The sequence below is a fragment of the Roseomonas sp. HF4 genome, assembly GCF_005222755.1.
Lineage (GTDB): Bacteria > Pseudomonadota > Alphaproteobacteria > Acetobacterales > Acetobacteraceae > Neoroseomonas.
The window spans coordinates 294629-318724 of sequence record NZ_STGD01000002.1 but is presented as its reverse complement, the minus strand read 5'-3'; the positions used below and the strand labels follow the sequence as shown (position 1 = coordinate 318724).

The window sequence follows — 24096 nt, the reverse complement described above, 5'->3', positions numbered from 1 at the left end:
GCGGGGTGGCCCGGTCCGGTGCGACAGGCTAGGATGGCGGGCTGAAACGACAGGAATCTGCGGCATGGCGGGCGTGAACAAGGCGATCATCCTCGGGCGGCTCGGCCGCGACCCAGAGGTGCGGAATTTCCAGAATGGCGGCAAGGTCGTGAACCTCCGCATCGCAACCTCCGAGCGATACAAGGACCGTGAAGGCAACCAGCAGGAGCGCACTGAGTGGCACTCCGTGGCGATCTTCAACGAGAAGCTGGGCGAGATCGCCGAGCGCTACCTGCGCAAGGGCAGCGAGGTCTACATCGAAGGCCAGATCGAGACCCGCAAGTGGCAGGACAAGGACGGGCAGGAGCGCTACACGACCGAGATCGTGCTGCGCCAGTTCCGCGGCGAGCTGAGCCTGGTCGGCGGCCGCGGCAGCGGCGGGGCGGATGAGGGCGGCGGGTATTCCGAGCGGCCTTCCTCCTCCTCTTCCTCGCCCCCCGGCGGCGGATCGCGCGGGGAGGGTGGCGGTGCGCGCCCGGGCGGCGGGCAGCGCAGCGGCGGCTGGGATTCCAAGAAGACCGACCTCGACGACGAAATCCCGTTCTGAGCCGCCCCGTGCGGCGGTTGACGGAGGCCGCCGCGCGGTGCCTATGGCGCCGAAGCCCCGCGCGCCCAGGCGTCGCATGACCCACGACATCGGATCGAGTTCCCCCGCGTGAGCGACCCCAGCACCCCCGCCGATCCCCCCTCGGACACGACGCCCGTCGCGCTCGAGGAGGAGATGCGCCGCTCCTACCTCGACTACGCCATGAGCGTGATCGTGGCCCGCGCGCTGCCCGATGCGCGCGACGGGCTGAAGCCGGTGCATCGCCGCATCCTGTTCGCCATGCAGGAGGCCGGCTACACCGCCGATAAGCCGTACAGGAAGTCGGCCCGCGTCGTCGGCGACGTGATGGGCAAGTATCACCCGCATGGCGACGCCTCGATCTACGACGCCATGGTCCGCATGGCGCAGCCCTTCTCGATGCGCGTGCCGCTGATCGACGGGCAGGGCAATTTCGGCTCCGTGGACGGCGATCCGCCGGCGGCGATGCGCTACACGGAGGCGCGGCTCGCGCCGTCCGCCATGGCGCTGCTGGAAGGCATCGACGAGGACACCGTCGACTTCCAGGCCAACTACGACGAGAGCGCGTCGGAGCCGCGGGTCCTGCCCGCCGCCTTCCCGAACCTGCTGGTCAACGGCGCCGGCGGCATCGCCGTCGGCATGGCGACCAACATCCCGACGCACAACCCGACCGAGGTGATCGACGCGACGCTCGCGCTGATCGCAGACAATTCGCTGACCCTCGAAGACCTGATGGCGATCATCCCCGGGCCGGACTTCCCGACCGGCGGGCTGATACTCGGGCGCGCGGGAATCCGCGCGGCCTTCGAGACCGGCCGCGGCTCCATCCCGCTCCGCGCGCGCGCCGAGATCGAGGAGATGCGCGGCAACCGCCAGGCCATCGCCGTGACGGAAATCCCGTACCAGGTCAACAAGTCGACGCTGCTGGAAAAGATCGCGGAGCTGGTCCGTGCCAAGGCGATCGAGGGCATCTCGGACCTGCGCGACGAGAGCGACCGCTCGGGCATGCGGATCGTGATCGAGCTCAAGCGCGATGCGACGGCCGAGGTGGTGCTGAACCAGCTCTATCGCATGACGTCGCTGCAGACCTCCTTCGCGGTGAACTTCCTCGCGCTGCACAACGGGCGCCCGCAGCAGATGGGGCTGCGCGACGCGCTGATGGCCTTCATCGGCTTCCGGGAGGAGGTAATCCTCCGCCGGTCCCGCCACCGCCTGATGAAGGCGCGGGAGCGCGGGCACCTGCTGATCGGCCTCGCCATCGCGGTCGCCAATATCGACGAGGTGATCCGCGTCATCCGCGCCAGCGCCGACGCGGCCTCGGCCCGCGCCGCGCTGATGGAACGCGACTGGCCGGCGGGCGACATCGGCACGCTGCTCGCTCTGGTCGACGACTACCGCAACGTCGTCACGCCCGAGGGCACGGTGCGCCTGACGGAAGAACAGGCGCGCGGCATCCTCGACCTCCGCCTGCAGCGCCTGACGGGACTCGAGCGCGACAAGATCACCGGCGAACTGGGCGAAGTCGGCGAACGCATCCGCGACCTGCTCGACATCCTGGGAAGCCGCCCGCGCCGGATGGAGGTGATGGACGCCGAGCTGCGCGCGGTGCGCGAGAAGATCGCCTCCCCGCGCATGACGCAGATCGTCGACCATGTGGCGGATGTCGACGACGAGAGCCTGATCGAGCCCGGCACCATGGTCGTGACGCTGACGCGCGACGGCTACGTCAAGCGCACGCCACTCGAGACCTTCCGCGCGCAGGGCCGCGGCGGCAAGGGCCGCACCGGGGCCGGGACGCGGGACGACGACGTGGTCATCCGGTCCTTCGTCGCGCATACGCACCAGTTCGTGCTGTTCTTCACGAGCCGCGGCATCGCCTTCCGGGAGAAGGTCTGGCAACTCCCCGAGGGCGGGCCGACCGGGCGCGGCCGCTCGCTCCGCCAGGTGCTGCAGCTGCAGGAAGGCGAGACGGTCACGGCAGTGCTGCCGCTGCCACTCGATGAGGAGCTGTGGGACGGGCTGCACCTGATCTTCGCGACGGTGCAGGGCAACGTGCGGCGCAACCGGCTGAGCGATTTCCGCAACGTGCGCTCCTCCGGCCTCATCGCCATGAAGCTGGACGAGGGCGACAGCCTGGTCGGCGTCGCGACCTGCCGCGAGGGCGACGACGTGCTGCTGGCCACGCGCGGGGGAAAGTGCATCCGCTTCCGGGCCGAGCCCGAGACGCTCCGCCTGTTCGCCGGGCGGGATTCGACCGGCGTGCGCGGCATCCGCCTTGCGGCCGGGGACAGCGTCATCGCGCTGTCCGTGCTGCGCCACTTCGAGGCCACACCCGCGGAGCGCGAGGCGTACCTCAAGGTCGCCGCAAGCCGCCGCCGCAACGGCGAGCAGGAGGAAGCCGACCCCGCCGTCCCCGCCGCCGAGGAGCCCGAGGAGGCGGTCGAGGAGATCACGCTGTCGGCGGAGCGCGTCGACGCCATGGCGGAGGCGGAGGAGCTCATCCTCGCCGTGACCGACCGTGGCTTCGGCAAGCGCAGCTCGTCCCACGAGTTCCGTGTCAGCGGCCGGGGCGGGCAGGGGGTCGCTGGCATCTCGCTCTCGGCCCGCACGGGGCGCGAGGTCGTGGCAACCTTCCCGGTGCGCGACGGCGACCACCTGATGCTGGTGACCGACGGCGGACAGCTCATCCGCATCGAGGCCGACGATGTCCGCATCACCGGCCGCCAGGCACAGGGCGTTATGCTCATGCGCCTCGCGGAGGGGGAGCGCGTGATGTCCTGCTTCCCCGTCGCCGACGAGGGCGAGGACGACGAGGCGGCCGGCACCCATGATTGAGCGCGTCGCCCTTTATCCGGGCACCTTCGACCCCGTGACGAACGGGCATCTCGACATCATCGGCCGCGCCGCGCGGCTGGTGGACCGGCTGGTCGTGGGCGTCGCGATCAACATCGGCAAGGGTCCGCTGTTCGACCTCGATGAACGGGTGGAACTGGTGCGCGCCGAGACCGCCGCGATCGCCGACCGCAACGGCACGATCATCGAGGTGCGGCCCTTCGAGGGCCTGCTCGTGCAATATGCCCGCGAGGTCGGCGCGCGGATGATCATCCGAGGCCTGCGTGCGGTGTCCGACTTCGACTACGAGTTCCAGATGGTCGGCATGAACCGCCGCCTGGATGCCGAGGTCGAGACCGTCTTTCTCATGGCGTCCGAGACAAACCAATTCATCGCGTCCCGCCTGGTCAAGGAGATCGCGCGGCTGGGCGGCGACATCTCGGGCTTCGTGCCGAAGGCGACGCTCACGCGCACGATGGCCAAGCTCCGCGCAACACAGGACTGAAGGAGAACCCCCATGGACCGCAGGACGCTCCTGGGCGCGGCCGCTGCCGCGTTCGCGACGCCGGCGCTGGCGCAGCAGCCCGCGCTCGACCCCGAGAACACGCTGGTGCTGGAACTGCCCGGCGGGCGCGTGACCATCCAACTGCTGCCCGACCTGGCACCCCGCCATGTCGAGCGCGTGAAGGTGCTCGCGCGCCGCGGCTTCTACGACAACACCCCCTTCCACCGCGTGATCGAGGGCTTCATGGCGCAGGGTGGCGACCCGACCGGCACGGGCCGCGGCGGGTCCGACCTGCCGAACCTGCCGGCGGAATTCAGCCCGCCGGCCCGCGCGCGCTTCGTGCGCGGCACGGTGGGCGCTGCGCGGAGCCAGGACCCGAACAGCGCGAACAGCCAGTTCTTCATCATGTTCGCCCCGAACCAGGGGCTCGACGGCCAGTACACGATCTGGGGCCGCGTCGTGTCCGGCATGGAGGCGGTGGACCGCATCAAGCGCGGCGTTGGCCAGTCGGGCCAGGTGCCCGCGCCGCCCGACCGCATCCGCACCGCGCGCATCGCCGCCGACATCCGCTGAGGACACGCCCATGAGCCAGACCCCCGCCGACCCCGAGAACACGCTGCTGCTCGAGATCGAGCACGGCACCGTCACGATCGCGCTCCGCCCTGACCTGGCGCCCAAGCATGTCGAGCAGGTCAAGGCGCTCGTGCGCCGCGGCTTCTACGACAACACGCCCTTCCACCGCGTGATCGAGGGCTTCATGGCGCAGGGCGGCGACCCGACCGGCACGGGCACCGGCGGGTCCGACCTGCCGGACCTCGAGGCCGAGTTCAGCCAGCCCTCCGTCGCGCGCTTCCAGCGCGGCACGGTGGGCGCGGCGCGCACGCAGAACCCGAACAGCGCGAACAGCCAGTTCTTCATCATGTTCGCGCCGGCCTCGAGCCTCGACGGCCAGTACACGATCTGGGGCCAGGTCACTGCCGGCATGGAGGCCGTGGACAAGATCAAGCGCGGCGCCGGCATGTCGGGCATCGTGCAGGGCCCCGACACGATCCGCAGCATGAAGGTGGCGTCGGACGCCGCCTGAGGCTATCACCCCGGCCGCGCGCCGGGGCGCATGTGCCCGTAGCTCAGCCGGTAGAGCACGTGACTTTTAATCATGGGGTCCGGGGTTCGAGTCCCCGCGGGCACACCAGACCCGATGGCGCCGCCTACCGCGCCTTGATCGGCCGCTTCCCGTGGCTGTCCTGCGGCACGCCGCGGCCGAGCGACATGTGGCTGTGCACGCCGACCCAGCGCCCGTCCGGCTGCTTCTGCAGCATGATGGTCGCGCGCCCGGGGCGCGGGAATTCCGTGCCGTCCGGGTGGAATCCCGTGCTGGTCCAGGGCACCACCGCGACCGCCGTCCCGCCATCGGCGGAGGCGAGGACCAGCGTGTTCGCCGCGTCGATCGCGAAGTCCTTCGTCCGCGGCCAGACATTCGACCATTGCGTGTCCGTCCAGGCCTGACGGCTGCGGACCAGTTCCTGGTAGGTCCCGAAGATCACGATCTCATCGTGCCAGAAGGGATAGGCGCTGCGGAAATCCACGTCCCGCACGCAGGCCGTGAAGCGCTCGAGCCAGTCGATGACCTCGGCCCGCGTCGCGGCATCGGCCTCGGGGATCGGAAGATTGGCCATGCGTGCGGCTACCCTTGCTGGAGGGGTCAGCGAAGGGCGCCTCGCCGCCGTGGTCAAGAGACCGCTGCTCGCCATGAGAAACCCACGCCATACGCGCATTGCCTTGACCCATCAGCAACCTTCGGTATCCCATGCTCGGCCGGACAAGGACCCGCGCCATGGACGTTCCCGTGACCGATCTCGTCCGCCATGAGGCGGCGCCGCCGCACGGCCTCGCGTGCCCCATCGCGCATCTGCAGAAGCCCTGCGACGCGCTCGACTGGGCGGACCCCGACTTCGCCCGCATCCTGGCGGAGGAACTCCGCCGCCCGCCCGCCTTCCAGCGCAAGCAGTGGGAATGGGTGATGATCTACCGCGCGCTGGAGGCGGCCGGCGCGCTCCGCCCCGATGCCCGCGGCATCGTCTTCGGCGCGGGGCGGGAGCCGCTGATCTTCGCCCTGGCCGGGAAGGTCGGACATCTGCTGGTGACGGATCTCTACGACGAAGCCTCCCCCTGGGCCACCGCGCGCACGGCCGATCCCAAGGGCTTCCTGCTGGAGGTCGCGCATCTCCCGGTCGATCCGGCGCGGCTCGACGTCGCGCGGATGGACATGACGGCGATCGACTACGACGGCCCGCCGCTCGACTTCGCCTATTCCGCCTGCTCCTTCGAGCATATCGGGCGGCGGGAGGAGGATTTCGTCTCCCACCTCGCGCAGGTGAAGCGGATCCTGAAGCCCGGCGGCCTCTACGTGCTCACGACCGAGATGTCCTGGGGCGCGACCGCGCCCGTGCCGCACTGCTTCTTCTTCGGCATCGACGACCTGCTAGGGATCGTCGCGCGGTCGGGCCTGGCGGCGGCGCCGGTCTTCGACGCGCGGCTGCGGCAGGTGCCGCTCAACGCGCCCGCCGCCGACCTCGCGGATCTCGGCGTCAACGAGGCCGGCCTCGGGCGGACCTTCGTGACGCCCTGGCGCGGCGGGCGGGTCTTCAGCTCGGCAATGCTCGTCCTGCGCAACGCGCCGCCCGAGCGCCCCGTCCGCGTGCTTGGCTACCATGCGGCCGAGGCCTGGGTGCAGGGCCAGCGCGCCGCGCAGGAAGCGGCGCTCTGGCGGGACTGGCAGGTGCTCCGGCTGCGCGCGCCGCGCGCCGCACCGGCCGAGGCGCATGAGGAGTTCGCATCCGAGGCCGCGGCCGACGCGGCGCCTGCTGCGCAGCAGACCGGCTGGGTGAGCCTGCCGCCCGGTCGCTTCACGCTGCGCATCACAGCGCCCGCGGGCGTGCCGGAAGGCCCTGCCGAGGTCCTGGTGCGCAGCAACCGCCTGGCGCCGCCCTTCGGGCAGCGGACGGTGGCCAGGCTGTCGCTCGAAGGTCCGCATGGCGCGCTCGGCTTCGAGGCCAGGGCCGGCCTCGCCCATTCCGTGCTGCTGCGCGGTGCCGGTGCGCGCGCCGCGCCCTGGGCGCTGTTCCTGCGCCGCGATCCCGCCGGGTAGGAGGCGCGGCGCCGCCCGTCTATGCTTGTCCCCCGCTGCCGCGCGTTCGCGCCCGGCGCGCGGCACATCGGCGGGATACGGAACACGCATGGGCCAGGGCCCCTCTCGCCAGGCTTGGCTCGTGGTTGCCGGCGGCTTCGTCGCCTTCACCGTCAGCGCCAGCCTGATGCACGCCTACACGGTGTTCCTGCTGTCCTTCGTGGCGGAGTTCGGCTGGAGCCGCGCGGATGCGAGCCTCGCCTACTCGGTCGGGCAGATCGTGGGCGGCGTCGCCTCGCCGCTGGTCGGCGGCCTGGTCGACCGGATCGGCGCGCGTCGCATGGTGATGCTGGGCGGCGTGCTGCTGACGGCGGGGCTGCTCGGCAGTTCGCAGGCCGATGCGCTGTGGCAGGTGGTGCTGCTCTACGGCGTGGTGATGACGCTCGGCGCCAACTGCATCGGCCTCGTGGTGTTCGTGCCGCTTGTCTCGCGGCTGTTCGTGACGCAGCGCGGCATGGCGATCTCGCTGCTGCAATCGGCCAACGGCTTCGGCCGCGCCATCTCGGCGCCGCTCGCGCAATGGCTGGTGGACGACGCGGGCTGGCGCCAGGCCTATCTCGTGCAGGCAGGGCTGATGGCGGTGCTGGTGCTGCCGCTCGCCGCGATGTTCCGCCGGGCGGATGCGCTGGCGCCGGCCGCCGCGGCCGATGCCGCGTCCGGCGTCGCGTCCTGGACCCTCGGCCAGGCGATGCGCACGCGGCATTTCTGGCTGCTGTTCCTTGTCTACATGCTGACCAGCATCGGCAGCTTCCTCGTCTCCCTCCACCAGCTCGCCTTCGCGGTGGGGCAGGGGTTCGAGCCGCTCTACGCCGCCTTCGTGCTCGGCACGGGCAGCCTGCTCGCGCTGCCGGGCGTGATCCTGACCGGCACCATCTCCGACCATATCGGACGGGAGAGGGCGGCGATCCTCGCCTATGCGATATCGATCCTGGGGGTCGCCTTCGCGCTGGCGATCGAGGATGCCGACCAGCACGTGATGCTCTGGCTGCACGCGGTCTTCTTCGGCGTGACCTGGGGCGCGCGCGGGCCGGCCATCACGGCCAAGACAGCGGATTTGTTCGGCGGGCCGCGGCTCGGCACCATCCTCGGCCTGATCACGGTGGGCTCGGGGCTGGGAGCGGGGATCGGGTCCTGGGGCGCGGGCTTCCTGTTCGACGTGACGGGCAGCTACCGGATCGTGTTCCTGCTCTCGATCGCGGCCTATGCGGCCGGCGCGGTCGCGTTCTGGGCACTGCGCCGGCCGGTCGCGCGTTGACGCGCGCGGGACATGGTGCGGTGACGCGCGCGGGGCCTGATGCGGTGACACGCGCGGTGCATCATGCGTTGACCCGCGGGGCGCCCCGCGACAGGCTGAACAGGTGACAGCAACCGCGATCGAAACGCGCGAGGACGCGCTGCGGCGCCTCTGGCTCGGCATCTTCTTCATGTGCGCGGCCACCACCTGCTTTCCCATCATGAACGGGATCGTGCAGGTGCTCAGCCGCGACTATCCGTCCGAGCAGATCATCTGGGCGCGCACGGCCGGGCACCTGCTGATCGTGCTGGCGCTCGTCATCCCGCGCTACGGCATCGTCATCCTGGCGACGCGGCGGCCCGTGACACAGGTCGCGCGCTCGCTGCTGCTGCTGGCCTCGACGACGCTGTTCTTCTTCGCGGTGAAGGACGTACCGCTCGCCAAGGCGGCCTCCATCTCCTTCATGGCGCCCTTCTTCGTCACGCTGCTGGCCTTTCCCCTGCTGGGGGAGAAGGCCGACGCACGACGGCTGGCTGCCGTGTGCGTCGGCTTCCTGGGCGTGCTGGTCGTGATCAGGCCGGGCAGCGAGGTTTTCCAGACGGCTTCGCTGCTGATCGTGGGCTCAGCCTTCTGCTACGCGGTCTACCAAGTCTACACGCGCAAGGTGGCGGGCATCGACCGGCCCGAGACCTCGGTGATGTATTCCGCGCTGATCGGCACCGTGGTCATGAGTTGCGTCGTGCCCTTCGTCTGGACCGCCCCCGGCAACCTGCGGGACATCCTGCTGCACATGGCGCTCGGCTGCCTCGGCGCGGCCGGGCACTGGTGCGTCGCCAAGGCCATGACCTACGGGCAGGCGAGCGTGATCTCCCCCTTCCAGTACTGGCAGATGATCGGCTCGGTCGCGGTCGGCTACGTCATCACCGGGCTGTTCCCGGACGCCTTCACCTGGCTCGGCGCCGGCATCATCATCGCGGCCGGCGTCTCGATGGCCGTGCTGGAGAGCCGCCGCCGCTGACCCCTGGACAGGCTCGCCCGCGCGCCGGACGATGCGGGCAGGGACGGGAGCGGGCTCATGGCGCGTCGCAGCAAGATCGTGGCGGGGTTCGACGCCGCCGTCGCGGACATCCCCGATGGCGCGACCGTCGCCATCGGCGGCTTCGCCATGCCGGGCGTGCCGTTCAACCTCCTCGCCGCGCTGCATCGCCAGGGGGCGCGGCGCCTGACCTGCATCGCCAACACCACCGGCGGCGCGCACAAGCCGCGCATGCCCGACATCGGCATGCTGGTCGAGAATGGGCAGGTGGCGAAGGTCATGTGCTCCTTCACCGCCGCGACCCGCGCCTCCGACACGCTGCCCTTCACCCCCTACTACGAACGCGGCGAGGTCGAGGCCGAGATCGTCCCCCAGGGCACGCTGGCCGAACGCCTGCGCGCCGCCGGTGCCGGCATCCCGGCCTTCTACACGCCGACCGCCGTCGGCACCGAACTCGCCGAGGGGCGGGAGACACGCATGATCGACGGCCGCGAGTTCCTGCTGGAATACGCGCTGCCGGTCGATGTCGCGCTGCTGCGCGCCCACCAGGCGGACGGGGCCGGCAACCTCCGCTTCCGCCGCAGCCAGCGCAACTTCAACCCGCTGATGGCCATGGCCGCGAAGCTCGTGATCGTCGAGGTGGAGGAGCCGATCCTGCCCGCCGGCGCGATCGACCCGGACGATGTCCACACCCCCGGCATCCTGGTGCAGCGCCTGGTGCAGATCCCTCCGCCACCCGAGGGCATCTGGCCGATGAGAAGGGAGGCCCGCTGATGCCCTGGACCCGCCAGCAGATGGCCGAGCGCCTGGCGCACGAGTTCGAGGACGGCTGGATCGTGAACCTCGGCGTCGGCATGCCGACGCTGATCGCCGACATCCCCATGGGCGAGCGCGAGATCACCTACCATTCCGAGAACGGCGTCATCGGCTACGGCCCCGTCGCCGCGCCGGGGGAGGAGGACCTGCAACTCGTCAACGCCAGCGGCCAGAACGTGACGCTTCTGCCGGGGGCGGCCATCGTGCATCACGCCGACAGCTTCGCGCTGATCCGTGGCGGCCGCATGGACGTGACCGTGATGGGCGCCTACGAGGCCGCGGCCAATGGCGACTTCGCCAACTGGAAGGTGAAGGGCGCCAAGGGCGGGGGCATCGGTGGCGCGATGGACCTCGCGGCCTCCGCGAAGCGCGTCTTCCTGATGCTGGAGCACCGCATGCGCGACGGCACGCCCCGGCTGCTCGCACGCTGCACCCTGCCGATCACGGCGCGCGGCGTGGTCACGCTGGTCGCGACCGACCTCGGCCTGTTCGCGCCCGCCGGCGCATCCTTCGCGGTCCGCGACCTCGCGCCGGGCGTGAGCCTCGATGACGTCCGCGCCGCCACCGCCTGCCCCCTCACGGAATGACTGCCATGCACATCGACTACTACGCCTCGCTCAACTCCCCCTGGACTCATCTGGGGGCCACGCGGATCGAGGCGCTGGCCGCGCAGCACGGCGCCACGCTCCGCATCATCCCCTGCGACTTCGGCACCATCTTCGCGGGTTCGGGCGGGCTGCCGCTGCCGAAGCGCTCGCCGCAGCGCCAGGCCTATCGCCTGCAGGAACTGGCGCGCTGGCGCGACGCGCTCGGCATTCCCATCACCATCCGCCCACGATTCTTCCCGCATGACGAGGTGCCCGCCGCGGCCGCCGTGATCGGGCTGCGCGAGACGGTGGGCGACGGGCCGGCCATCCGCCTCGCGCATCGCGTGCTGAAGGCGCTGTGGGAGGAGGAAGCGAACCCCGCCGACCCCGCGACGCTCGCCGCGCTGACGACGGATTGCGGCCTGGACCCTGCGGCGGTCGCGGCGCTGGCGGCCGATACGCGCTGGCGCGACCGCCGCCTGGCCGATACCGAGGCCGCGCTCGCCCGCGGCGTCTTCGGCGCGCCCTCCTACGTGATCGGGGAGGACATCTTCTGGGGCCAGGATCGTCTCGACTTCGTGGCGCGGCGTCTGGCGCGGGGCTAGCAACCCGTCGCATCATCCGCCGTCCAACCCGGGGGATGAGCATGACCGACCTTGCCGCGCTGCGCCGTGCCGCGCTCGACTGGATCGCCGCCAATGAAGGCCGGATGTCCGCCTTCAACGAGCGAATCTGGCACTTCGCCGAACCCGCCTGGCGCGAATACCGCTCCGCCCGCGCCTATGTGGAGGTCCTCCGTGCCGAGGGCTTCGAGGTCGAGGAAGGCTCGGGCGGCATGCCGACCGCCTTCGTCGCGCGCTGGGGCGCCTCGGGGCCGGTGCTGGCCTCCTTCTCGGAATACGATGCCGTGCCCGGCAACTGCCAGGCCGTCGTGCCGCGCCGCGAGCCGCGCGCCGGCATGCATCCCTACGCCGCCGGGCACACCGACCCGCATTCCTCCCTCGGCACCGCGGCGCTGGCGGCGGTGCTGGCCGCCAAGGCCGCGCTCGAGGCCTCCGGCGCGCCCGGGCGCCTGGTGCTGTTCGGGGAACCCGCAGAGAAGGTCTGCGGATCGAAGCCTGTCCATGCCGCCAAGGGCTACTACGACGGGCTGGATGCCGCCGTGGTCTGGCACCCGCACATGCAGAACACCGTGACGGACGAGACGCAGTTCGGCGCCTACTGGTCGGCCGTCGTCACCTTCACCTGCGACAGCCCCGAGACCTGGATCGACAAGTCCCTGCTGCCGATCCGCGACGTCGGCCACGCCGCGGCGCGCGCGCCGGGCGCAACGGATGCGCTCTGCCTCATGTACACCACGACCAAGTACACGAAGGAGGCGATGTTCCCCCACGCCGGCGCCTGGACGCTGAACGAGTGCATCCTGCACGGCGGCGACGCGACTTCCGACAACCTCGCGCCGCGCTTCACGCAGATCCAGTATTCCTGGCGAACGCCGTCCCTGCCCATGGCGCAGCAGATCGCGAATGTACTCATGGCCAATGCGCGCAGCGCCGCGGCCGGCACCGCCTGCACGGCGCATTGGCGCTGGGTGACCAAGACGCGCGTCGGCCTTCCCAACACCGTGCTGACCGACGCGACCTGGGCGAACCTGCAGGAGGTCGGCCCGCCCACCTATGGGGAGGAGGCGCGCGCCTTCGCGCGCGAGATCCAGTCCGGCCTCGGCCTCGCGCCGATGGAGGATCCCTTCGCGCCGGCCAACACCAGGCTGACGCCGCCCGCGGAGTTCGAGGCGGGCATGCGCCACTTCCTGCCACCCTGGCAGAAGCACCTCTCGGCAGACGACTACGTGGAGTTCTGCTGGCACTGCCCGACGGTGCGCCTGCTCGCCGCCCGGCCGCGGCTGCGTTCGCCCGATGCGGAATTCGACTACCCGATGTGGAGCTACAATGCGCTGGGCGGCCTGCCGGCTGCGATCGACCCCGGCATGTTCGTGGCTGCGAAGACCATGGCGCTGACATTGGTGGACCTGGCGGCGAAGCCCGGCCTGCTCGATGCCGCGCAGGCCGAGTGGCGCGATCGCACCGGCGGCGGCATGGGCGGATCCAAGTGGGTTGCGCCACTGCTGCCGCAGGACTTCGCCGCGCCCGTGGACCTCAAATGGCCGGAATACGTCACGACCGCGCGCGGCGCAGAATGGTGCGTGCCGACGCCGATGGACGGCCTCGGCGCGGGGGACCGCCTGTGACCTACAGTGGCCGCTCGCTCCGTCGTGTCGAGGATGCCCGCTTCCTGAGCGGACAGGGGCGCTACGTCGCCGACATCGACGCGGCGGGCGCATTGCACGCCGTGGTATTGCGCTCCCCGCACGCCCATGCCGCGATTCGCGCCGTCGATACGCGCGCCGTGCGCGACGCGATGGTGCTGACCGCCGCCGATCTCGACGGTGAGGGCATCGGCCCGCTGCCCTGCGTGAGCGTGCTGGCTTCAGTGCGGCCGATGAGCGTGCCGGATCGCCCGGTGCTAGCGCGCGGCCGTGTCCGCCATGTCGGCCAGCCCGTCGCCTTCGTGCTGGCGGAGACCGAGGCCGCCGCGCGCGACGCCGCCGAGGCGATCGAGGTCGACTACGACCCGCTGCCCGCCGTGGTGGATGGCGCGGCGGCGCTGGCCCCCGGTGCGCCGCAGATCTGGCCCGAGGCGCCCGGCAACGAGGCCTTCCGCTTCGAGAAGGGCGACCGCGCGGCGATCGATGCCGCCTTCGCCGCCGCGGCGCGCATCGTCTCGCTCGACCTGTTCAACAACCGCGTCCACGCACTGCCGCTCGAGCCCCGCGCCTGCCTCGCGCGCTTCGCGGATGGTCGCTTCGACCTGACCTATACCGGCATGGGCGTGCATGGCGCGCGGCGGCAGCTCGCTTCCATTTTCGGCCTGCCGGAGGCGGCCTTCCACCTCTCCTGCCCCGATGTCGGCGGCGGCTTCGGCGCGAAGAACCTGGTTTTCGCGGAATACGTGGCGGCGCTCGCCGCGGCGCGGCGCACAGGGCGCCCCGTGCGCTGGGTCGCCGGCGCCAGCGAGGAATTCGCCGCCTCCGTCCATGGCCGCGACCTGCGCGCGCGGGCGCGGCTCGCGCTCGATGCCGCAGGGCGCTTCACCGGGCTGGAGGTCGAGACCGTCGCCGCCATGGGCGCCTACCTCTCCGCCGTCGGCCCGCATTGCCCGACCAATGCCTTCAGCACGGCGATGGGCGGGGTCTACGCCATCCCGGCGATGCATCTGGTCGTGCGCGGCGCCTTCACGAACACGCTGCCGGTCGACGCCTATCGAGGCGCCGGCAAGCCCGAGGCGAACTACATCGTCGAGCGCCTGGTCGATGCCGCCGCGCGCGAACTGCATACAGACCCCGCCGCGCTGCGCGCCCTGAACATGATGGCGGATGCGCCGGGCGTCACGGCCATGGGCATGAAGGTCGATGGCGGACGGTTCGGAGCGAATCTCGAGGTCCTGGCGCGCGCCTCCGACGCGGAGGGCTTTCCCGCGCGCCGCGCCGAGGCCGCGACGCGGGGCGCGTTGCTCGGCCGCGGCGTGGCCTGCTTCCTGGAAACCGCGCGCGGCGCGCCGGGCGAATGGGCCAGCGCGCGGATCGACCCGGATGGCAGCGCCATCATCGCCGTCGGCACGCATTCGAACGGGCAGGGGCACGAGACCTCCTTCCCGCAGGTCGCCGCAGACAGGCTCGGCCTGGCAATCGATCGTGTGCGCTTCCTCCAGGCCGATACGGATCTGCTGTCGAACGGCCACGGCCATGGCGGCGCGCGCAGCCTGCACATGGGCGGCCATGCGTTGGTGCTCGCCGTGGATGCGCTGCTGGCCCGCGCACGCGCCATCGCCGCGCATCTGCTCCAGTCGGACCCTGCGGAACTCACCTTTGCCGAGGGCCGCTTCGTCGTGCGCGGCAGCGACCGCTTCGTGGACCTCGCCGGCATCGCGCGCGCCGCGGCCGATCCCGCGAGCCTGCCCGAGGGCATGGAGCCGGGCCTCTTGGCCGAGGCGCACAACGCCTCCGACCTCGTGACCTTCCCCAATGGGTGCCAGGCCGCCGAGGTTGAGATCGACCGCGATACTGGCCTTGCGCGCCTCACGCGCTACACGGCGGTGGATGACTATGGCCGCCTGGTGAACCCGCTGGTGACCGCGGGCCAGGTGCAAGGCGGCCTGGCGCAGGGCATCGGCCAGGCACTGCTCGAGGACATCGTCTACGACTGCGACTCCGGCCAGTTGCTGACGGGGTCGCTGATGGACTACGCGCTGCCGCGCGCCGACGACCTGCCCGACCTTGACGTGCTGCTGGAGGGCACGCCCACGGCAGCCAATCCGCTCGGCGTGAAGGGCGTCGGCCAGGCCGGCGCGATCGCCGCGCCCCAGGTGGTGATGAACGCGATCGCCGACGCGCTGGCCGCGGTCGGGGCCACCCCGCCCGACATGCCCGCCACGCCCGAGAAATTGTGGCGCGCCCTCAACCCCTGACGCGTCGCCAACGCCCAGGAGAAAGGATGGGCCGCGGCGGCGTTCACGCCCCCGCGTATCGTGCGGCCGCTTCGCCCGCCGCCCGCCCCGTCGCGAAGCAGGCCTGCAGGAGGTAGCCTCCGGTCGGCGCCTCCCAGTCCAGCATCTCGCCGCAGGCGAAGACGCCGGGGTGCTTCGCGAGCATCAACCCATCGTCCACCTCCTCCCATGCCAGCCCGCCGGCGGAGGAGATGGCGCGCGCGATCGGGAAGGCCGCCGTCAGGCGCAGTGGCAGCGCCTTCACCAGCGCGGCGATGTCGGAGCGTGCGGCGCCCGCGTGCAGCGCCTCCTGCACCAGTGCCGCGCCTGCCGGCGTCAGCCCCGCGATGCGTCGCAGGCGGTTCGGCAGCGACATCGTGCGCGGCGCCGCCGCGAGCCGCGCGGCGAGGTCCGCCGCCGCGACATCCGGCCGCAGATCGACCAGCAGCGTGGCGTGGCCCCGCGCCGCGATCGCGTCGCGCAGCGGTGCGGACAGGGCATAGACCGCGCCACCTTCGATGCCCTGCTCGGTCAGCATGGCCTCCCCCCGCATCATGGCGCCGCCGAGGGACAGTGCGATGCGCTTGAGCGGCGCGCCGGCGAAGCGCGCCCGCAGGTGGTCCGACCACGCCACCGCGAAGCCCATGTTGGACGGGCGGAACGGTGCGATGACGTACCCCGGCAGGAGCGACGCCCAGGCCCCATCGGAGCCGAGCCGTGGCCAGGAAGCGCCGCCCAACGCCAGCACGGTGGCCGCGGGTTGCTCGACCCGCTCGCCTTCCGGCGTCGCAAAGCGCAGCCCGCCATCCGCCGTGAAGCCCGTCCAGCGATGCCGCCCGCGCAGCGCCACGCCCATCGCCGTGAGCCGCGCCAGCCAGGCGCGCAGCAGGGGCGAAGCCTTCATCGCCTTTGGAAAGACCCGGCCGGAGGAGCCGACGAAGGTCGCCTGGCCGAGCCCCTCGCACCAAGCGACCAGCGCTTCCGGCGGGAAGGCACGAACGAAGGGCTCGAGCCGTGCGCGCGCACTGCCGTAGCGGTCGAGGAAACGGTCGAGCGGTTCGGAATGCGTCAGGTTCAGCCCGCCCCGCCCCGCGATCAGCAGCTTCCGCGCGGGTGAGGGCGTGTGATCCAGCACGGTGACGGCGGCGCCCGCCTGCGTCGCCGCCTCCGCCGCCATCAGGCCCGCAGGCCCGGCGCCGACGACGAGGATGTGCTGCGCCGGGCGCGGTCGATCGGCATCCTCGCGCCCTGCGGCGCTCCGGTCATCGGACGCGCTGGCTTGCTGCCGCGGCCGATTCAGACCTTCGCGCCCTGCGGCGCTCCGGTCATCGGATGCGCTGGCTTGCTGCCGCGGCCGATTCAGACCTTCGCACCATGCGGCGCTCCGGTCATCGGACGCGCTGGCTTGCTGCCGCGGCCGATTCAGACCTTCGCACCATGCGGCGCTCCGGTCATCGGACGCGCTCAGGCCGCGCTCCGCTCGAGCAACTCGATCGAGACGTTCTCAGGGGCGCGCAGGAAGCAGATGCGCACGCCCGGGCGGATCGTCGTCGGCTCCATCGTGAAGACCGCGCCCTTCGCCTTCAGCGCGGCGGTCACGCCATCGATGTCCTTCACCGCCAGGCCGATGTGCTCGAGCCCGCGATATGGCGCCGTGGGCGCCTCCCCCGTCGTGGGCTCGGTAATCGGCGAGACGAAGATCGCCTGCCCGCCGAGCATGAAGTCGATGCGCTGCGGGCTGCGCTTCAGCTCCACGCCGAAGATGCGCTCGTAGAAGGCGGCGGTCGCCTCCGGGTCCGGGCTGCGCAGGTGGATGTGGTCGAAGGTGAAGGCCGTCATCGGGGCGTCTCCGGTCAGATCGCGCGGGTTGCGCGCAGCGCTTCGCGCGCTGCGTCGTCGTAGCCGAGTTCGGCCAGCACCGCGTCGGTATCCGCGCCGAGCGGGCGCGGCGCCGCATCCGCGCTCGGCCCGCCATGGGCGAAGGAGAAGGGGGCGAGCGGCACCGCGAAGGGCGCGTCCACGCCCTCCGCGCCCGCGAAGCGGTGCATCACGCGCCGCGTCGCCACATGCGGGTCCGCCAGCGCCTCGGCGATGTCGCGCACGCGCGCGGCCGGGACATGGCGCGCCTGCAGCCAATCCTCCCAGTCCTGCGCGGTGCGCGTCGCCATGATCCCGGCCAGCGTCGCGCGTTCCTCGGCGTCGGCGGCAACGCGCGCCTCGTTTGTCGTCTTGGCCATATCCGGCCGGCCGAGCGCATCCCAGAGTCGCTTCTGCTGCCGCAGGTTGGAGGCGCCGAGCATCACCAGCCCGTCCTGCGCCGCATAACAGGAATTGGTCGCGAACTCGTGGTCGTTGCCCTTGGGCCGCGGTGCACGGCCGGTGATGCTGGTGGATGTCATGTGCGTCGCCATCATGACCAGCGCGACGTCGAGCATCGCAAGGTCTACGCGCTGCCCGCGCCCGGTGCGTTCCCGCTGGAACAGCGCGGCCGACAGCGCGAAGGCGCCCATGGTGCCGGTCGCGTAGTCGATCGCCGGGGCGCCGAGCTTGAGGGGCGCTACCTCCTTCGTCCCCGTGCAGGCCATCATGCCCGAGGTCGCCTGGATCACGTGGTCGTAGGCGGTCTGCTGCCCACGCGGCCCCTGCTGGCCGAAGGCGGAGATCGAGCAGTAGATGAGCCGCGGGTTGAGCGCCGACAGCGCCTCGTAGCCCAGGCCCAGCGCCTCGAAGGCGCCGGGGCGGAAATTCTCCACCAGCACGTCGGCGCCGGCGACGAGCGTCCGGAACACCTCGCGCGCCGCCTCCTGCTTCAGGTCGAGCGTGATGCAGCGCTTGTTGGCGTTCTGCACCAGGTACTGCGTGCCCATGCCGGCGCGGTTGAGGTCCCAGTCCGGGCCGTTGCCGCGGCTCTGGTCCGGGTCGCCCGGATGCTCGACCTTGATAACCTCGGCGCCGAGCAGGCCAAGCTGGTAGGCCGCGAAGGGCCCGGCCAGCACATGCGTCGCATCGACGATGCGGATGCCTTCGAAGGGTCGTGTCATGGCGGTCAGCCCAGCGAGACGTTGGCGCGGCGGATCAGCGCGCCCCAGCGCTCCCGCTCGGTCGCGATGTAGGCGCCGAAGGCGGCGGGCGCGATCGGCTCGGCCGTGGCGCCCTCGGTTTCGAGCCGCGCGCGGAAGGGCGCCTCGCCGAGGATGCGGTTGCAGGCCTCGTTCAGCCGCGCGACCAGCGGCGCCGGCAACCCGGGCGGGCCCACGATGCCGTACCACTGCAGCACGTCGAAGCCGGCCACGCCCTGTTCCGCGATGGTCGGGATGTCCGCCGCCGAGGGCAGGCGCGACAGCGAGGAAATCCCCAGCGCCCGCAACTGCCCCGCGCGCACCGGCGGCAGCGCCGGCGGCCCGCCCGTCATGGTCAGGTTGATGGTGCCGGATATGAGGTCCGTCATCATCGGGCCGGTGCCGCGATAGGGCACATGGGTCATGTCGGTGCCGGTCGCCTCCATGAAGGCGACCATGGCGATGTGCGCGGCGCTGCCGTTGCCGCCGCTGCCATAGGTCAGCCGCCCCGGGTCGCGCTTCGCCAGCGCGACCAGCGAGGCCACGTCGGTCGCCGCGAGCCGGTTCGTCACGACCAGGATGTTCGCGACCTTCGCCACGAGCGCGACCGGCACGAAGGCGCCGATGTCGAAGGCGAGGTTGCGATAGAGCGCCGGGTTCACCGCCAGCGTGCCGATATGGCCCATCATCAGCGTGTGGCCGTCGGGCGTGGCGCGGAACACCTGCTCGGAGCCGAGCGTGCCGCCGGCGCCGGGCCGGTTCTCGATCACGAAGGGCTGTCCGAACATCTCCGCCAGGCGCTGGCCCATCGCGCGCGCCAGGATGTCGGTCGATCCGCCCGGCGTGAAGGGCACGACCAGGCGGACCGGGCGGTCGGGCGAGGCGGGCTGCGCCTGCAGCGCGAAGGGTGCGAACGTCGCGCCGGCAATGGCGGCGCGGCGGGTGAGGCGGGTCATGGCGATCCCTCGATCAGCACGCCCTCGGCGCGCAGGGTGTCGATTTCGTCCGGCGTCAGGCCGGCCTCGGCCAGCACGGCGGCACCGTCGGCACCGAGCCGCGGCGCGGGCGGGCGTGCCGGCGCCTGCCCGCCCGAGAAGCGGTTCGGCGCGCCGATCGCCCAGGTCGCGCCCTCGGTCGGGTGGTCCTCCTCCCGCACCATGCCCACCGCTCGCAGATGCGGGTCGTCGATCAGCGACGCGATGGTGTTGTAGGGGGAGGCCGGCACGTCCAGCCGGTCGAAGATGTCGAGCCACTCCGCGGTCGTGCGGCCGCCCAGCGAGGTCGCGCGGATGTGGAAGTAGTCCTTCGTGTGCTGCACGCGCTGCGCGATGGTCGCGAAGCGCGGGTCGGTCTTGAGTTCCGGCCGGCCGATCGCCTCGAAGAACCCATGCGCCTGCGCGTCGGTATTGGCCGAGACGCAGATGTAGCCGTCCTTCGTCGGCAGCGGCTTGCCGTCAGGGCTCAGCACGCGATGGTCGCCGGGCGGGCCGAGCGGCGGGCGGAAGGAATGCGCGCCGAGGTGCTCCTGCATGATGTAGGCGGCCATGTTCTCGAACATCGGCACCTCGATCGCCTCCCCGGTGCCGGTCTTCTCGCGCCGGTACAGCGCGAAGCCGATCATCTGCGCGGCGATCAGTCCGACGGTGTGGTCTGCGACGAGGAACGGCACGTAGCGCGGCTCCCCGGTCGAGGCCGCGAAGCAACCCGCGACACCCGATGCACCCTGGATGACCGTGTCGTAGGCCGGCCGCCCGGCATAGGGCCCGCCGCTGCCGAAGCCGGTGATGGAGCAATGGATCAACCGCGGCGCCGCCGCGCGCAGGCCCTCGGCATCGACGCCGAGGCGCGCCTGGGCGTCGGGGCGGATGTTGGTGACGAACACGTCGACCGTGGCGGCCACCCGCCGCAGCGCGGCGATGCCCGCCGGCGACTTCAGGTCGATCGCGAGCGACCGCTTGCCCCGGTTGAAGTTGAGGAACTTGCCGTTCATCCCGGCGCTGCGCCCGCGGCCGGCCAGATGCCGCAGCAGGTCGCCGGTGGGCGCCTCGACCTTGATCACCTCCGCGCCGTGCTCGCAGAGCACATGCGTGCAGATCGGCCCGACCACCACGGCTGAGAGGTCGAGCACGCGCACGCCATCGAGCGGCCCCGCCATCAGCGGATCCTCGCCGTGATGCGCAGCGCCATGGCGCCGGCCTCGTCCTCCGCCCACAGCGTTCCGCCGTCGCCGCACAGCGTCGCCGTCCGCCCGCAGAACAGCGGCGCCATGGTGCGCGCCTCGTAGGATCGCACCGCCGCCCCCGGCGCGCGCCGCAGCGCCGCCTCCAGCAGGAACAGCGTCGTCACGCCGCCGTTCACGACCAGCGCCGGATAGCCCTCCACGTCGCGCGCATAATCCGCGTCGTAGTGGATGCGATGCCCGTTGAAGGCGAGCGCCGAGTAGCGGAACAGCATCACGGGGTCGGGCGCGAAGGCGTCGCGCCATGCGGCGACCGGCACCTCCATCGGCTTCTCCCGCGGTGCCGGCGCGTCGCGCTTGGGCTCCAGGTAGGCGATGTCCTGCTCCTCCACCGCCACCACGCCATCCGGCCCGCCGATGGTGTGCCGCAGCATCACGAAGATCATCGCCCCGCTGCGCCCGACCTTGGGGGTGATGGCGGCGATCTCGGTCTCGCGCGTGAGGTCATCCCCCACGCGCACCGGCGCGCGGTAGTCGAGCCGCCGCCCGCCCAGCATCCGGCGGGGCAGGGGGACCGGCGGCAGGAAATCCCCCGTCGCCGGATGCCCGTCCGGGCCGAGGGCCGCCTGCGGCGCCGCGTCGTCGAACAGCATGCAGAGCCAGTGGTTCGGCACCGGCGCGCCGCGCGCACAGGATACATCCGCGCGGTCGGTCAGCGCCGCCATGCGGCGCACGAGTGGCGCGGCCATCTCGTCGGCCACGATCCGCTTGCGCCCGACCCAGGATTGCAGGTCGCCGGTCATCAGAAGCCGTAGAGCCTGGCGGGATTGTCCACCAGGACCTTCTGCAGCGCGGCGGCATCGCCGAATTCCGGCAGCAGGTCCACAAGGTCCGCTTCGTCCGGTTCCCAGCGCACATTGGGGTGCGGCCAGTCGGTCCCCCACAGCACGCGGTCGGGCGCCGCTTCGATCAGCCGGCGCGCGAAGGGGATGGCATCGCGGAAGGGCGGCCCCTCGGCCGAGATGCGCTCGCTCCCCGACACCTTCACCCACCAGTTCGGCTGGCGCAGCAGGTCGAGCAGGATGCGGAAGGCGGGGTGGTCCATCCCCTCCGGCACCGGCACGCGGCCCATGTGGTCCACCACCACGGGCAGCCGCAGGCCGCGCAGCAGCGGCTCGAATTCCAGGAGGCTCGCGGCATCGAGGTGCAGAACGAGGTGCCAGCCCATCTCCTCGAGCCGGAGCGCCGTGCGCTTCAGCAGCGCCAGGTCCGGCACGCCGCCCAGGTGCTTGAGGAAGCCGAAGCGCACGCCGCGCACGCCGCCCAGGTGCAGAGCCTTGTATTCGGCGTCCCCGAATGTCTCGTCCACCAGCGCGACGCCGCGATAGGCGCCTTCGCTGGCCTCGATCGCATCCAGCATCGCCCGGTTGTCGGCCTTGTAGACCGTGGTCTGCACGATGACGGCACGATCGACGCCCAGCCGCGCATGCAGCGCGCGGAGGTCGTCCTTGTTGCGCTCCGGTGGCGTATAGGGCGCGCCCTTCGCCACGGGAAAGCGGTCGAAGGGCCCCCAGACATGCACATGCGTGTCGCAGCTGCCGGGCGGCAGGACGAAGTTCGGGCGGCGTTCGGAAGCCATGCTCACACCTTCGGGAAGTCGTAGAGCCGCGCCGGCGTGTCCGTCAGGATCTTCCGCCGCAGCGCCGGATCGGTCGTCCAGTCGAGGAACACCCGCAGCAGCCGCGCCGCATCCGGCCGCCCGCCATCGGGCCGCGGATGCGGCCAGTCGGTGCCCCAGACCAGCGCATCGGGATTGGCCGCGACCAGCGCGTCGTGGAAGGGCTTCGCCTCCAGGTAGTCGGGCTTCGTGGCACCCAGCCGATAGGTCCCCGACACCTTCGACATGTACCGCCCTTCGCCGACGCCGCGGACGAGAGCCTGGAAGCCCGGGTCGTTGATGCCGTGGCTGTGGTGCATCCGTCCCATGTGATCCACCACGATCGGCACCGGCACCCGGGCCAGCCGCGGCTCCAGCTCCGGCAGATGCCGCGCGTCGATCCACAATTGCAGGTGCCAGCCGAGCTCCGCCATGAGCGGGAAGAACGGCTCGATCTCCTCGAGCCGCACGCCGCCATGATAGGCCGCCTGCCCGTCGCGTCGGTACTCGTTGGCGCGCAGGCCGCGGATGCCGTCGCGATGCATCGCCCGCAGCGTCTCTGCCGTCGCTTCCCGCCCCACCACCGCCACGCCGCGCAGCCTGTCCGGCGCGCGCCGCAGCGCATCCAGCGTGCAGGCATTGTCGCGGTCATAGGCCGAGGGCTGGACGATCACGCCGCGGTCGAGCCCGAGCCCGTCGAGCAGCGCGAGGTAGTCCTCCAGCGTCTCGTCCTCCGGCGTGTAGGACCGCGGCTCGGCATAGGGAAACCGTGCCGCCGGGCCGAAGATGTGGCAGTGGCAGTCGGTCGCGCCCGGCGGCGTCTCGCGCTCGGTCACTGCGTGGTGATCCCGGCCGCGCGCACCACCTCGCGCGAGCGGCGGAGATCATCGGTGATGAAGGCGGCGAAACCGGCGGGCGTGGCGAGCGCGCCGGTTGCCGCCTCGCCGCCCATCGCCTCCATGCGGCGCCTGAAATCCGCCTCGGCGACGATCGCGGTCATCGCCTCGCCGAGCTTCGCCAGCGCCTCGGCCGGCGTGCCCGCGGTCGCCACCAGCCCGACATAGGAGGCGGCGGTGAAGCCCACCACGCCTTGCTCGATCATGGTCGGCGCATCGGGGAGTGCGGAGAGCCGCGCGGCCGAGGCGACTGCCAGGATGCGCCCCTTGTTATCGCGATGGAGCGGCAGTGCGGTCGAGAATTCGGTGAACAGCATCGGGATGTTGCCGGCGACGAAATCCGGCACCGCCGCGCCGCCGCCGCGATAGGGCACGTGCAGGATGCGCGCGCCGCTCGCCAGCTTGAAGGCTTCGAGCGAGAGGTGCGTGGCGCTCGCCACCCCGGCCGTGCCGGCGCCCAGCGCGTCGGGCTGCGCGCGGCTTGCAGCCACCACGTCCGCCACGCTGCGGAAGGGCGCGTTCGACTGCACCATCAGGCAATGCGCCACCTGCATCGCCATGGCGACCGGCGCGAAGTCGTTCTCCGCATCGTATGGCAGCCGCGCCTGCACCGCCGGGTTCACGCTGAGCGGCCCGTTCGAGCCGATCAGCAGCGTGTAGCCATCCGGCCGTGCGCGCGCGACCTCGGCCGCGCCCACGGCGCCGCCGGCGCCGGGCTTGTTCTCGACCACCACCGGCTGTCCGAGCTTCTCCTGCAGCCGCGGCTGCAGGATGCGCGCGATCGTGTCGGCATTGCCGCCGGCGGCGAAGGGGACGACCACGCGCACCGGCCGTTCCGGCCAGGCGGCGAGGGCCGGCAGCGGCAGCGCGGCGAGGCCGGCGGCCCCGGCTATCAACTGGCGGCGGCTGGTCATGGTCGTGTCCTCCGGGCGTTTGGTTGCGGCCACGATGCCACGCCCGCC

The 24096-nt window shown here is 71.8% G+C and carries 23 protein-coding genes and 1 tRNA gene; 14 read left to right on the top strand and 10 right to left on the bottom strand.

Translation table 11 applies throughout. The features are described 5' to 3' along the window. Positions 1-64 precede the first annotated feature (64 nt). The 6 genes from ssb (at position 65) to E8M80_RS04420 (ending at position 5133) form a co-directional block, all read left to right on the top strand. Complete coding sequence (ssb, locus tag E8M80_RS04445; RefSeq protein ID WP_137124450.1) at positions 65-586, top strand: single-stranded DNA-binding protein; 522 nt, start codon at positions 65-67, stop codon at positions 584-586. A 108-nt stretch (positions 587-694) separates the two neighbouring features. After that, positions 695-3439 carry a DNA gyrase subunit A gene (gene gyrA / locus E8M80_RS04440; RefSeq protein WP_255467507.1) on the top strand — a complete coding sequence of 915 codons (2745 nt, stop codon included), beginning with the start codon at positions 695-697 and terminating at the stop codon, positions 3437-3439. Next, the gene (gene coaD / locus E8M80_RS04435) at positions 3432-3941 is read left to right on the top strand and encodes a pantetheine-phosphate adenylyltransferase (protein ID WP_137124448.1); all 510 of its coding nucleotides are present in this window, start codon (positions 3432-3434) and stop codon (positions 3939-3941) included. The genes gyrA and coaD overlap by 8 nt, the downstream gene beginning before the upstream one ends. Positions 3942-3953: 12 nt before the next feature. Then, entirely contained in the window at positions 3954-4514 is a 561-nt protein-coding gene (locus E8M80_RS04430; RefSeq protein WP_137124447.1) for a peptidylprolyl isomerase, read from the top strand. A gap of 10 nt (positions 4515-4524) precedes the next feature. Beyond that, the gene (locus E8M80_RS04425; RefSeq protein WP_137124446.1) at positions 4525-5025 is read left to right on the top strand and encodes a peptidylprolyl isomerase; all 501 of its coding nucleotides are present in this window, start codon (positions 4525-4527) and stop codon (positions 5023-5025) included. Between the two features lie 32 nt (positions 5026-5057). Further along, a tRNA-Lys gene (locus tag E8M80_RS04420) sits at positions 5058-5133 on the top strand. Between the two features lie 16 nt (positions 5134-5149). Here E8M80_RS04420 and E8M80_RS04415 read toward each other — a convergent pair. Further along, positions 5150-5617 (bottom strand): nuclear transport factor 2 family protein, encoded by a 468-nt coding sequence (locus tag E8M80_RS04415; protein WP_137124445.1) that lies wholly within the window; start codon positions 5615-5617, stop codon positions 5150-5152. Positions 5618-5775: 158 nt separating this feature from the next. Between E8M80_RS04415 and E8M80_RS04410 the strand changes: the two genes are divergently transcribed. From E8M80_RS04410 to E8M80_RS04375, 8 genes are all read left to right on the top strand, one after another. Continuing rightward, positions 5776-7089, top strand: coding sequence for a class I SAM-dependent methyltransferase (locus tag E8M80_RS04410; RefSeq protein ID WP_170979191.1), 1314 nt, complete (start codon positions 5776-5778; stop codon positions 7087-7089). Positions 7090-7177: 88 nt separating this feature from the next. After that, complete coding sequence (locus tag E8M80_RS04405) at positions 7178-8383, top strand: MFS transporter (RefSeq protein ID WP_170979190.1); 1206 nt, start codon at positions 7178-7180, stop codon at positions 8381-8383. A gap of 103 nt (positions 8384-8486) precedes the next feature. Beyond that, positions 8487-9380: a DMT family transporter gene (locus E8M80_RS04400; RefSeq protein WP_137124442.1), complete on the top strand. Its 894-nt coding sequence runs from the start codon at positions 8487-8489 to the stop codon at positions 9378-9380. Between the two features lie 57 nt (positions 9381-9437). Next, on the top strand, positions 9438-10172 hold the full coding sequence (locus E8M80_RS04395; RefSeq protein WP_137124441.1) for a CoA transferase subunit A: 735 nt from the start codon (positions 9438-9440) through the stop codon (positions 10170-10172). Further along, the gene (locus E8M80_RS04390; protein ID WP_137124440.1) at positions 10172-10801 is read left to right on the top strand and encodes a 3-oxoacid CoA-transferase subunit B; all 630 of its coding nucleotides are present in this window, start codon (positions 10172-10174) and stop codon (positions 10799-10801) included. Before E8M80_RS04395 ends, E8M80_RS04390 begins: the two co-directional genes overlap by 1 nt. Further along, positions 10798-11406, top strand: a complete 609-nt coding sequence (locus tag E8M80_RS04385; RefSeq protein ID WP_137124439.1) for a 2-hydroxychromene-2-carboxylate isomerase — start codon at positions 10798-10800, stop codon at positions 11404-11406. The genes E8M80_RS04390 and E8M80_RS04385 overlap by 4 nt, the downstream gene beginning before the upstream one ends. A gap of 41 nt (positions 11407-11447) precedes the next feature. Further along, a complete protein-coding gene (locus tag E8M80_RS04380; protein ID WP_137124438.1) occupies positions 11448-13049 on the top strand; it encodes an amidohydrolase in 1602 nt (533 codons plus the stop codon). Next, positions 13046-15325 (top strand): xanthine dehydrogenase family protein molybdopterin-binding subunit, encoded by a 2280-nt coding sequence (locus E8M80_RS04375; protein ID WP_240789883.1) that lies wholly within the window; start codon positions 13046-13048, stop codon positions 15323-15325. Before E8M80_RS04380 ends, E8M80_RS04375 begins: the two co-directional genes overlap by 4 nt. A gap of 43 nt (positions 15326-15368) precedes the next feature. On the opposite strand, the gene E8M80_RS04370 is transcribed toward E8M80_RS04375, so the two are convergent. The 9 genes from E8M80_RS04370 to E8M80_RS04330 form a co-directional block, all read right to left on the bottom strand. Next, the gene (locus E8M80_RS04370) at positions 15369-16553 is read right to left on the bottom strand and encodes a TIGR03862 family flavoprotein (RefSeq protein ID WP_137124436.1); all 1185 of its coding nucleotides are present in this window, start codon (positions 16551-16553) and stop codon (positions 15369-15371) included. 254 nt (positions 16554-16807) lie between these two features. Then, on the bottom strand, positions 16808-17182 hold the full coding sequence (locus E8M80_RS04365) for a VOC family protein (RefSeq protein ID WP_137124435.1): 375 nt from the start codon (positions 17180-17182) through the stop codon (positions 16808-16810). A gap of 14 nt (positions 17183-17196) precedes the next feature. Continuing rightward, positions 17197-18384, bottom strand: coding sequence for a CaiB/BaiF CoA-transferase family protein (locus tag E8M80_RS04360; RefSeq protein WP_137124434.1), 1188 nt, complete (start codon positions 18382-18384; stop codon positions 17197-17199). A 5-nt stretch (positions 18385-18389) separates the two neighbouring features. Then, entirely contained in the window at positions 18390-19358 is a 969-nt protein-coding gene (locus tag E8M80_RS04355; RefSeq protein WP_137124433.1) for a tripartite tricarboxylate transporter substrate binding protein, read from the bottom strand. Further along, on the bottom strand, positions 19355-20557 hold the full coding sequence (locus E8M80_RS04350; RefSeq protein ID WP_137124432.1) for a CaiB/BaiF CoA-transferase family protein: 1203 nt from the start codon (positions 20555-20557) through the stop codon (positions 19355-19357). The genes E8M80_RS04355 and E8M80_RS04350 overlap by 4 nt, the downstream gene beginning before the upstream one ends. Then, complete coding sequence (locus tag E8M80_RS04345; RefSeq protein WP_137124431.1) at positions 20557-21384, bottom strand: MaoC family dehydratase N-terminal domain-containing protein; 828 nt, start codon at positions 21382-21384, stop codon at positions 20557-20559. The genes E8M80_RS04350 and E8M80_RS04345 overlap by 1 nt, the downstream gene beginning before the upstream one ends. Continuing rightward, a complete protein-coding gene (locus E8M80_RS04340; RefSeq protein ID WP_137124430.1) occupies positions 21384-22220 on the bottom strand; it encodes an amidohydrolase in 837 nt (278 codons plus the stop codon). The genes E8M80_RS04345 and E8M80_RS04340 overlap by 1 nt, the downstream gene beginning before the upstream one ends. 2 nt (positions 22221-22222) lie before the next feature. Then, a complete protein-coding gene (locus tag E8M80_RS04335) occupies positions 22223-23074 on the bottom strand; it encodes an amidohydrolase (RefSeq protein ID WP_137124429.1) in 852 nt (283 codons plus the stop codon). After that, positions 23071-24048 carry a tripartite tricarboxylate transporter substrate binding protein gene (locus tag E8M80_RS04330; protein ID WP_137124428.1) on the bottom strand — a complete coding sequence of 326 codons (978 nt, stop codon included), beginning with the start codon at positions 24046-24048 and terminating at the stop codon, positions 23071-23073. The genes E8M80_RS04335 and E8M80_RS04330 overlap by 4 nt, the downstream gene beginning before the upstream one ends. Positions 24049-24096: the final 48 nt, after the last annotated feature.

Excerpts from the sequence above, each read along its gene's own strand:
- E8M80_RS04410 (WP_170979191.1), top strand. The coding sequence starts at position 5,776 with ATGGACGTTCCCGTGACCGATCTCGTCCGCCATGAGGCGGCGCCGCCG.
- E8M80_RS04360 (WP_137124434.1), bottom strand. The coding sequence starts at position 18,384 with ATGACACGACCCTTCGAAGGCATCCGCATCGTCGATGCGACGCATGTG.
- E8M80_RS04355 (WP_137124433.1), bottom strand. The coding sequence starts at position 19,358 with ATGACCCGCCTCACCCGCCGCGCCGCCATTGCCGGCGCGACGTTCGCA.
- E8M80_RS04350 (WP_137124432.1), bottom strand. The coding sequence starts at position 20,557 with ATGGCGGGGCCGCTCGATGGCGTGCGCGTGCTCGACCTCTCAGCCGTG.
- E8M80_RS04385 (WP_137124439.1), top strand. The coding sequence starts at position 10,798 with ATGACTGCCATGCACATCGACTACTACGCCTCGCTCAACTCCCCCTGG.
- coaD (WP_137124448.1), top strand. The coding sequence starts at position 3,432 with ATGATTGAGCGCGTCGCCCTTTATCCGGGCACCTTCGACCCCGTGACG.
- E8M80_RS04425 (WP_137124446.1), top strand. The coding sequence starts at position 4,525 with ATGAGCCAGACCCCCGCCGACCCCGAGAACACGCTGCTGCTCGAGATC.
- E8M80_RS04405 (WP_170979190.1), top strand. The coding sequence starts at position 7,178 with ATGGGCCAGGGCCCCTCTCGCCAGGCTTGGCTCGTGGTTGCCGGCGGC.
- E8M80_RS04380 (WP_137124438.1), top strand. The coding sequence starts at position 11,448 with ATGACCGACCTTGCCGCGCTGCGCCGTGCCGCGCTCGACTGGATCGCC.
- ssb (WP_137124450.1), top strand. The coding sequence starts at position 65 with ATGGCGGGCGTGAACAAGGCGATCATCCTCGGGCGGCTCGGCCGCGAC.
- E8M80_RS04330 (WP_137124428.1), bottom strand. The coding sequence starts at position 24,048 with ATGACCAGCCGCCGCCAGTTGATAGCCGGGGCCGCCGGCCTCGCCGCG.
- E8M80_RS04345 (WP_137124431.1), bottom strand. The coding sequence starts at position 21,384 with ATGACCGGCGACCTGCAATCCTGGGTCGGGCGCAAGCGGATCGTGGCC.
- E8M80_RS04390 (WP_137124440.1), top strand. The coding sequence starts at position 10,172 with ATGCCCTGGACCCGCCAGCAGATGGCCGAGCGCCTGGCGCACGAGTTC.
- E8M80_RS04415 (WP_137124445.1), bottom strand. The coding sequence starts at position 5,617 with ATGGCCAATCTTCCGATCCCCGAGGCCGATGCCGCGACGCGGGCCGAG.
- E8M80_RS04365 (WP_137124435.1), bottom strand. The coding sequence starts at position 17,182 with ATGACGGCCTTCACCTTCGACCACATCCACCTGCGCAGCCCGGACCCG.
- E8M80_RS04395 (WP_137124441.1), top strand. The coding sequence starts at position 9,438 with ATGGCGCGTCGCAGCAAGATCGTGGCGGGGTTCGACGCCGCCGTCGCG.
- E8M80_RS04340 (WP_137124430.1), bottom strand. The coding sequence starts at position 22,220 with ATGGCTTCCGAACGCCGCCCGAACTTCGTCCTGCCGCCCGGCAGCTGC.
- E8M80_RS04430 (WP_137124447.1), top strand. The coding sequence starts at position 3,954 with ATGGACCGCAGGACGCTCCTGGGCGCGGCCGCTGCCGCGTTCGCGACG.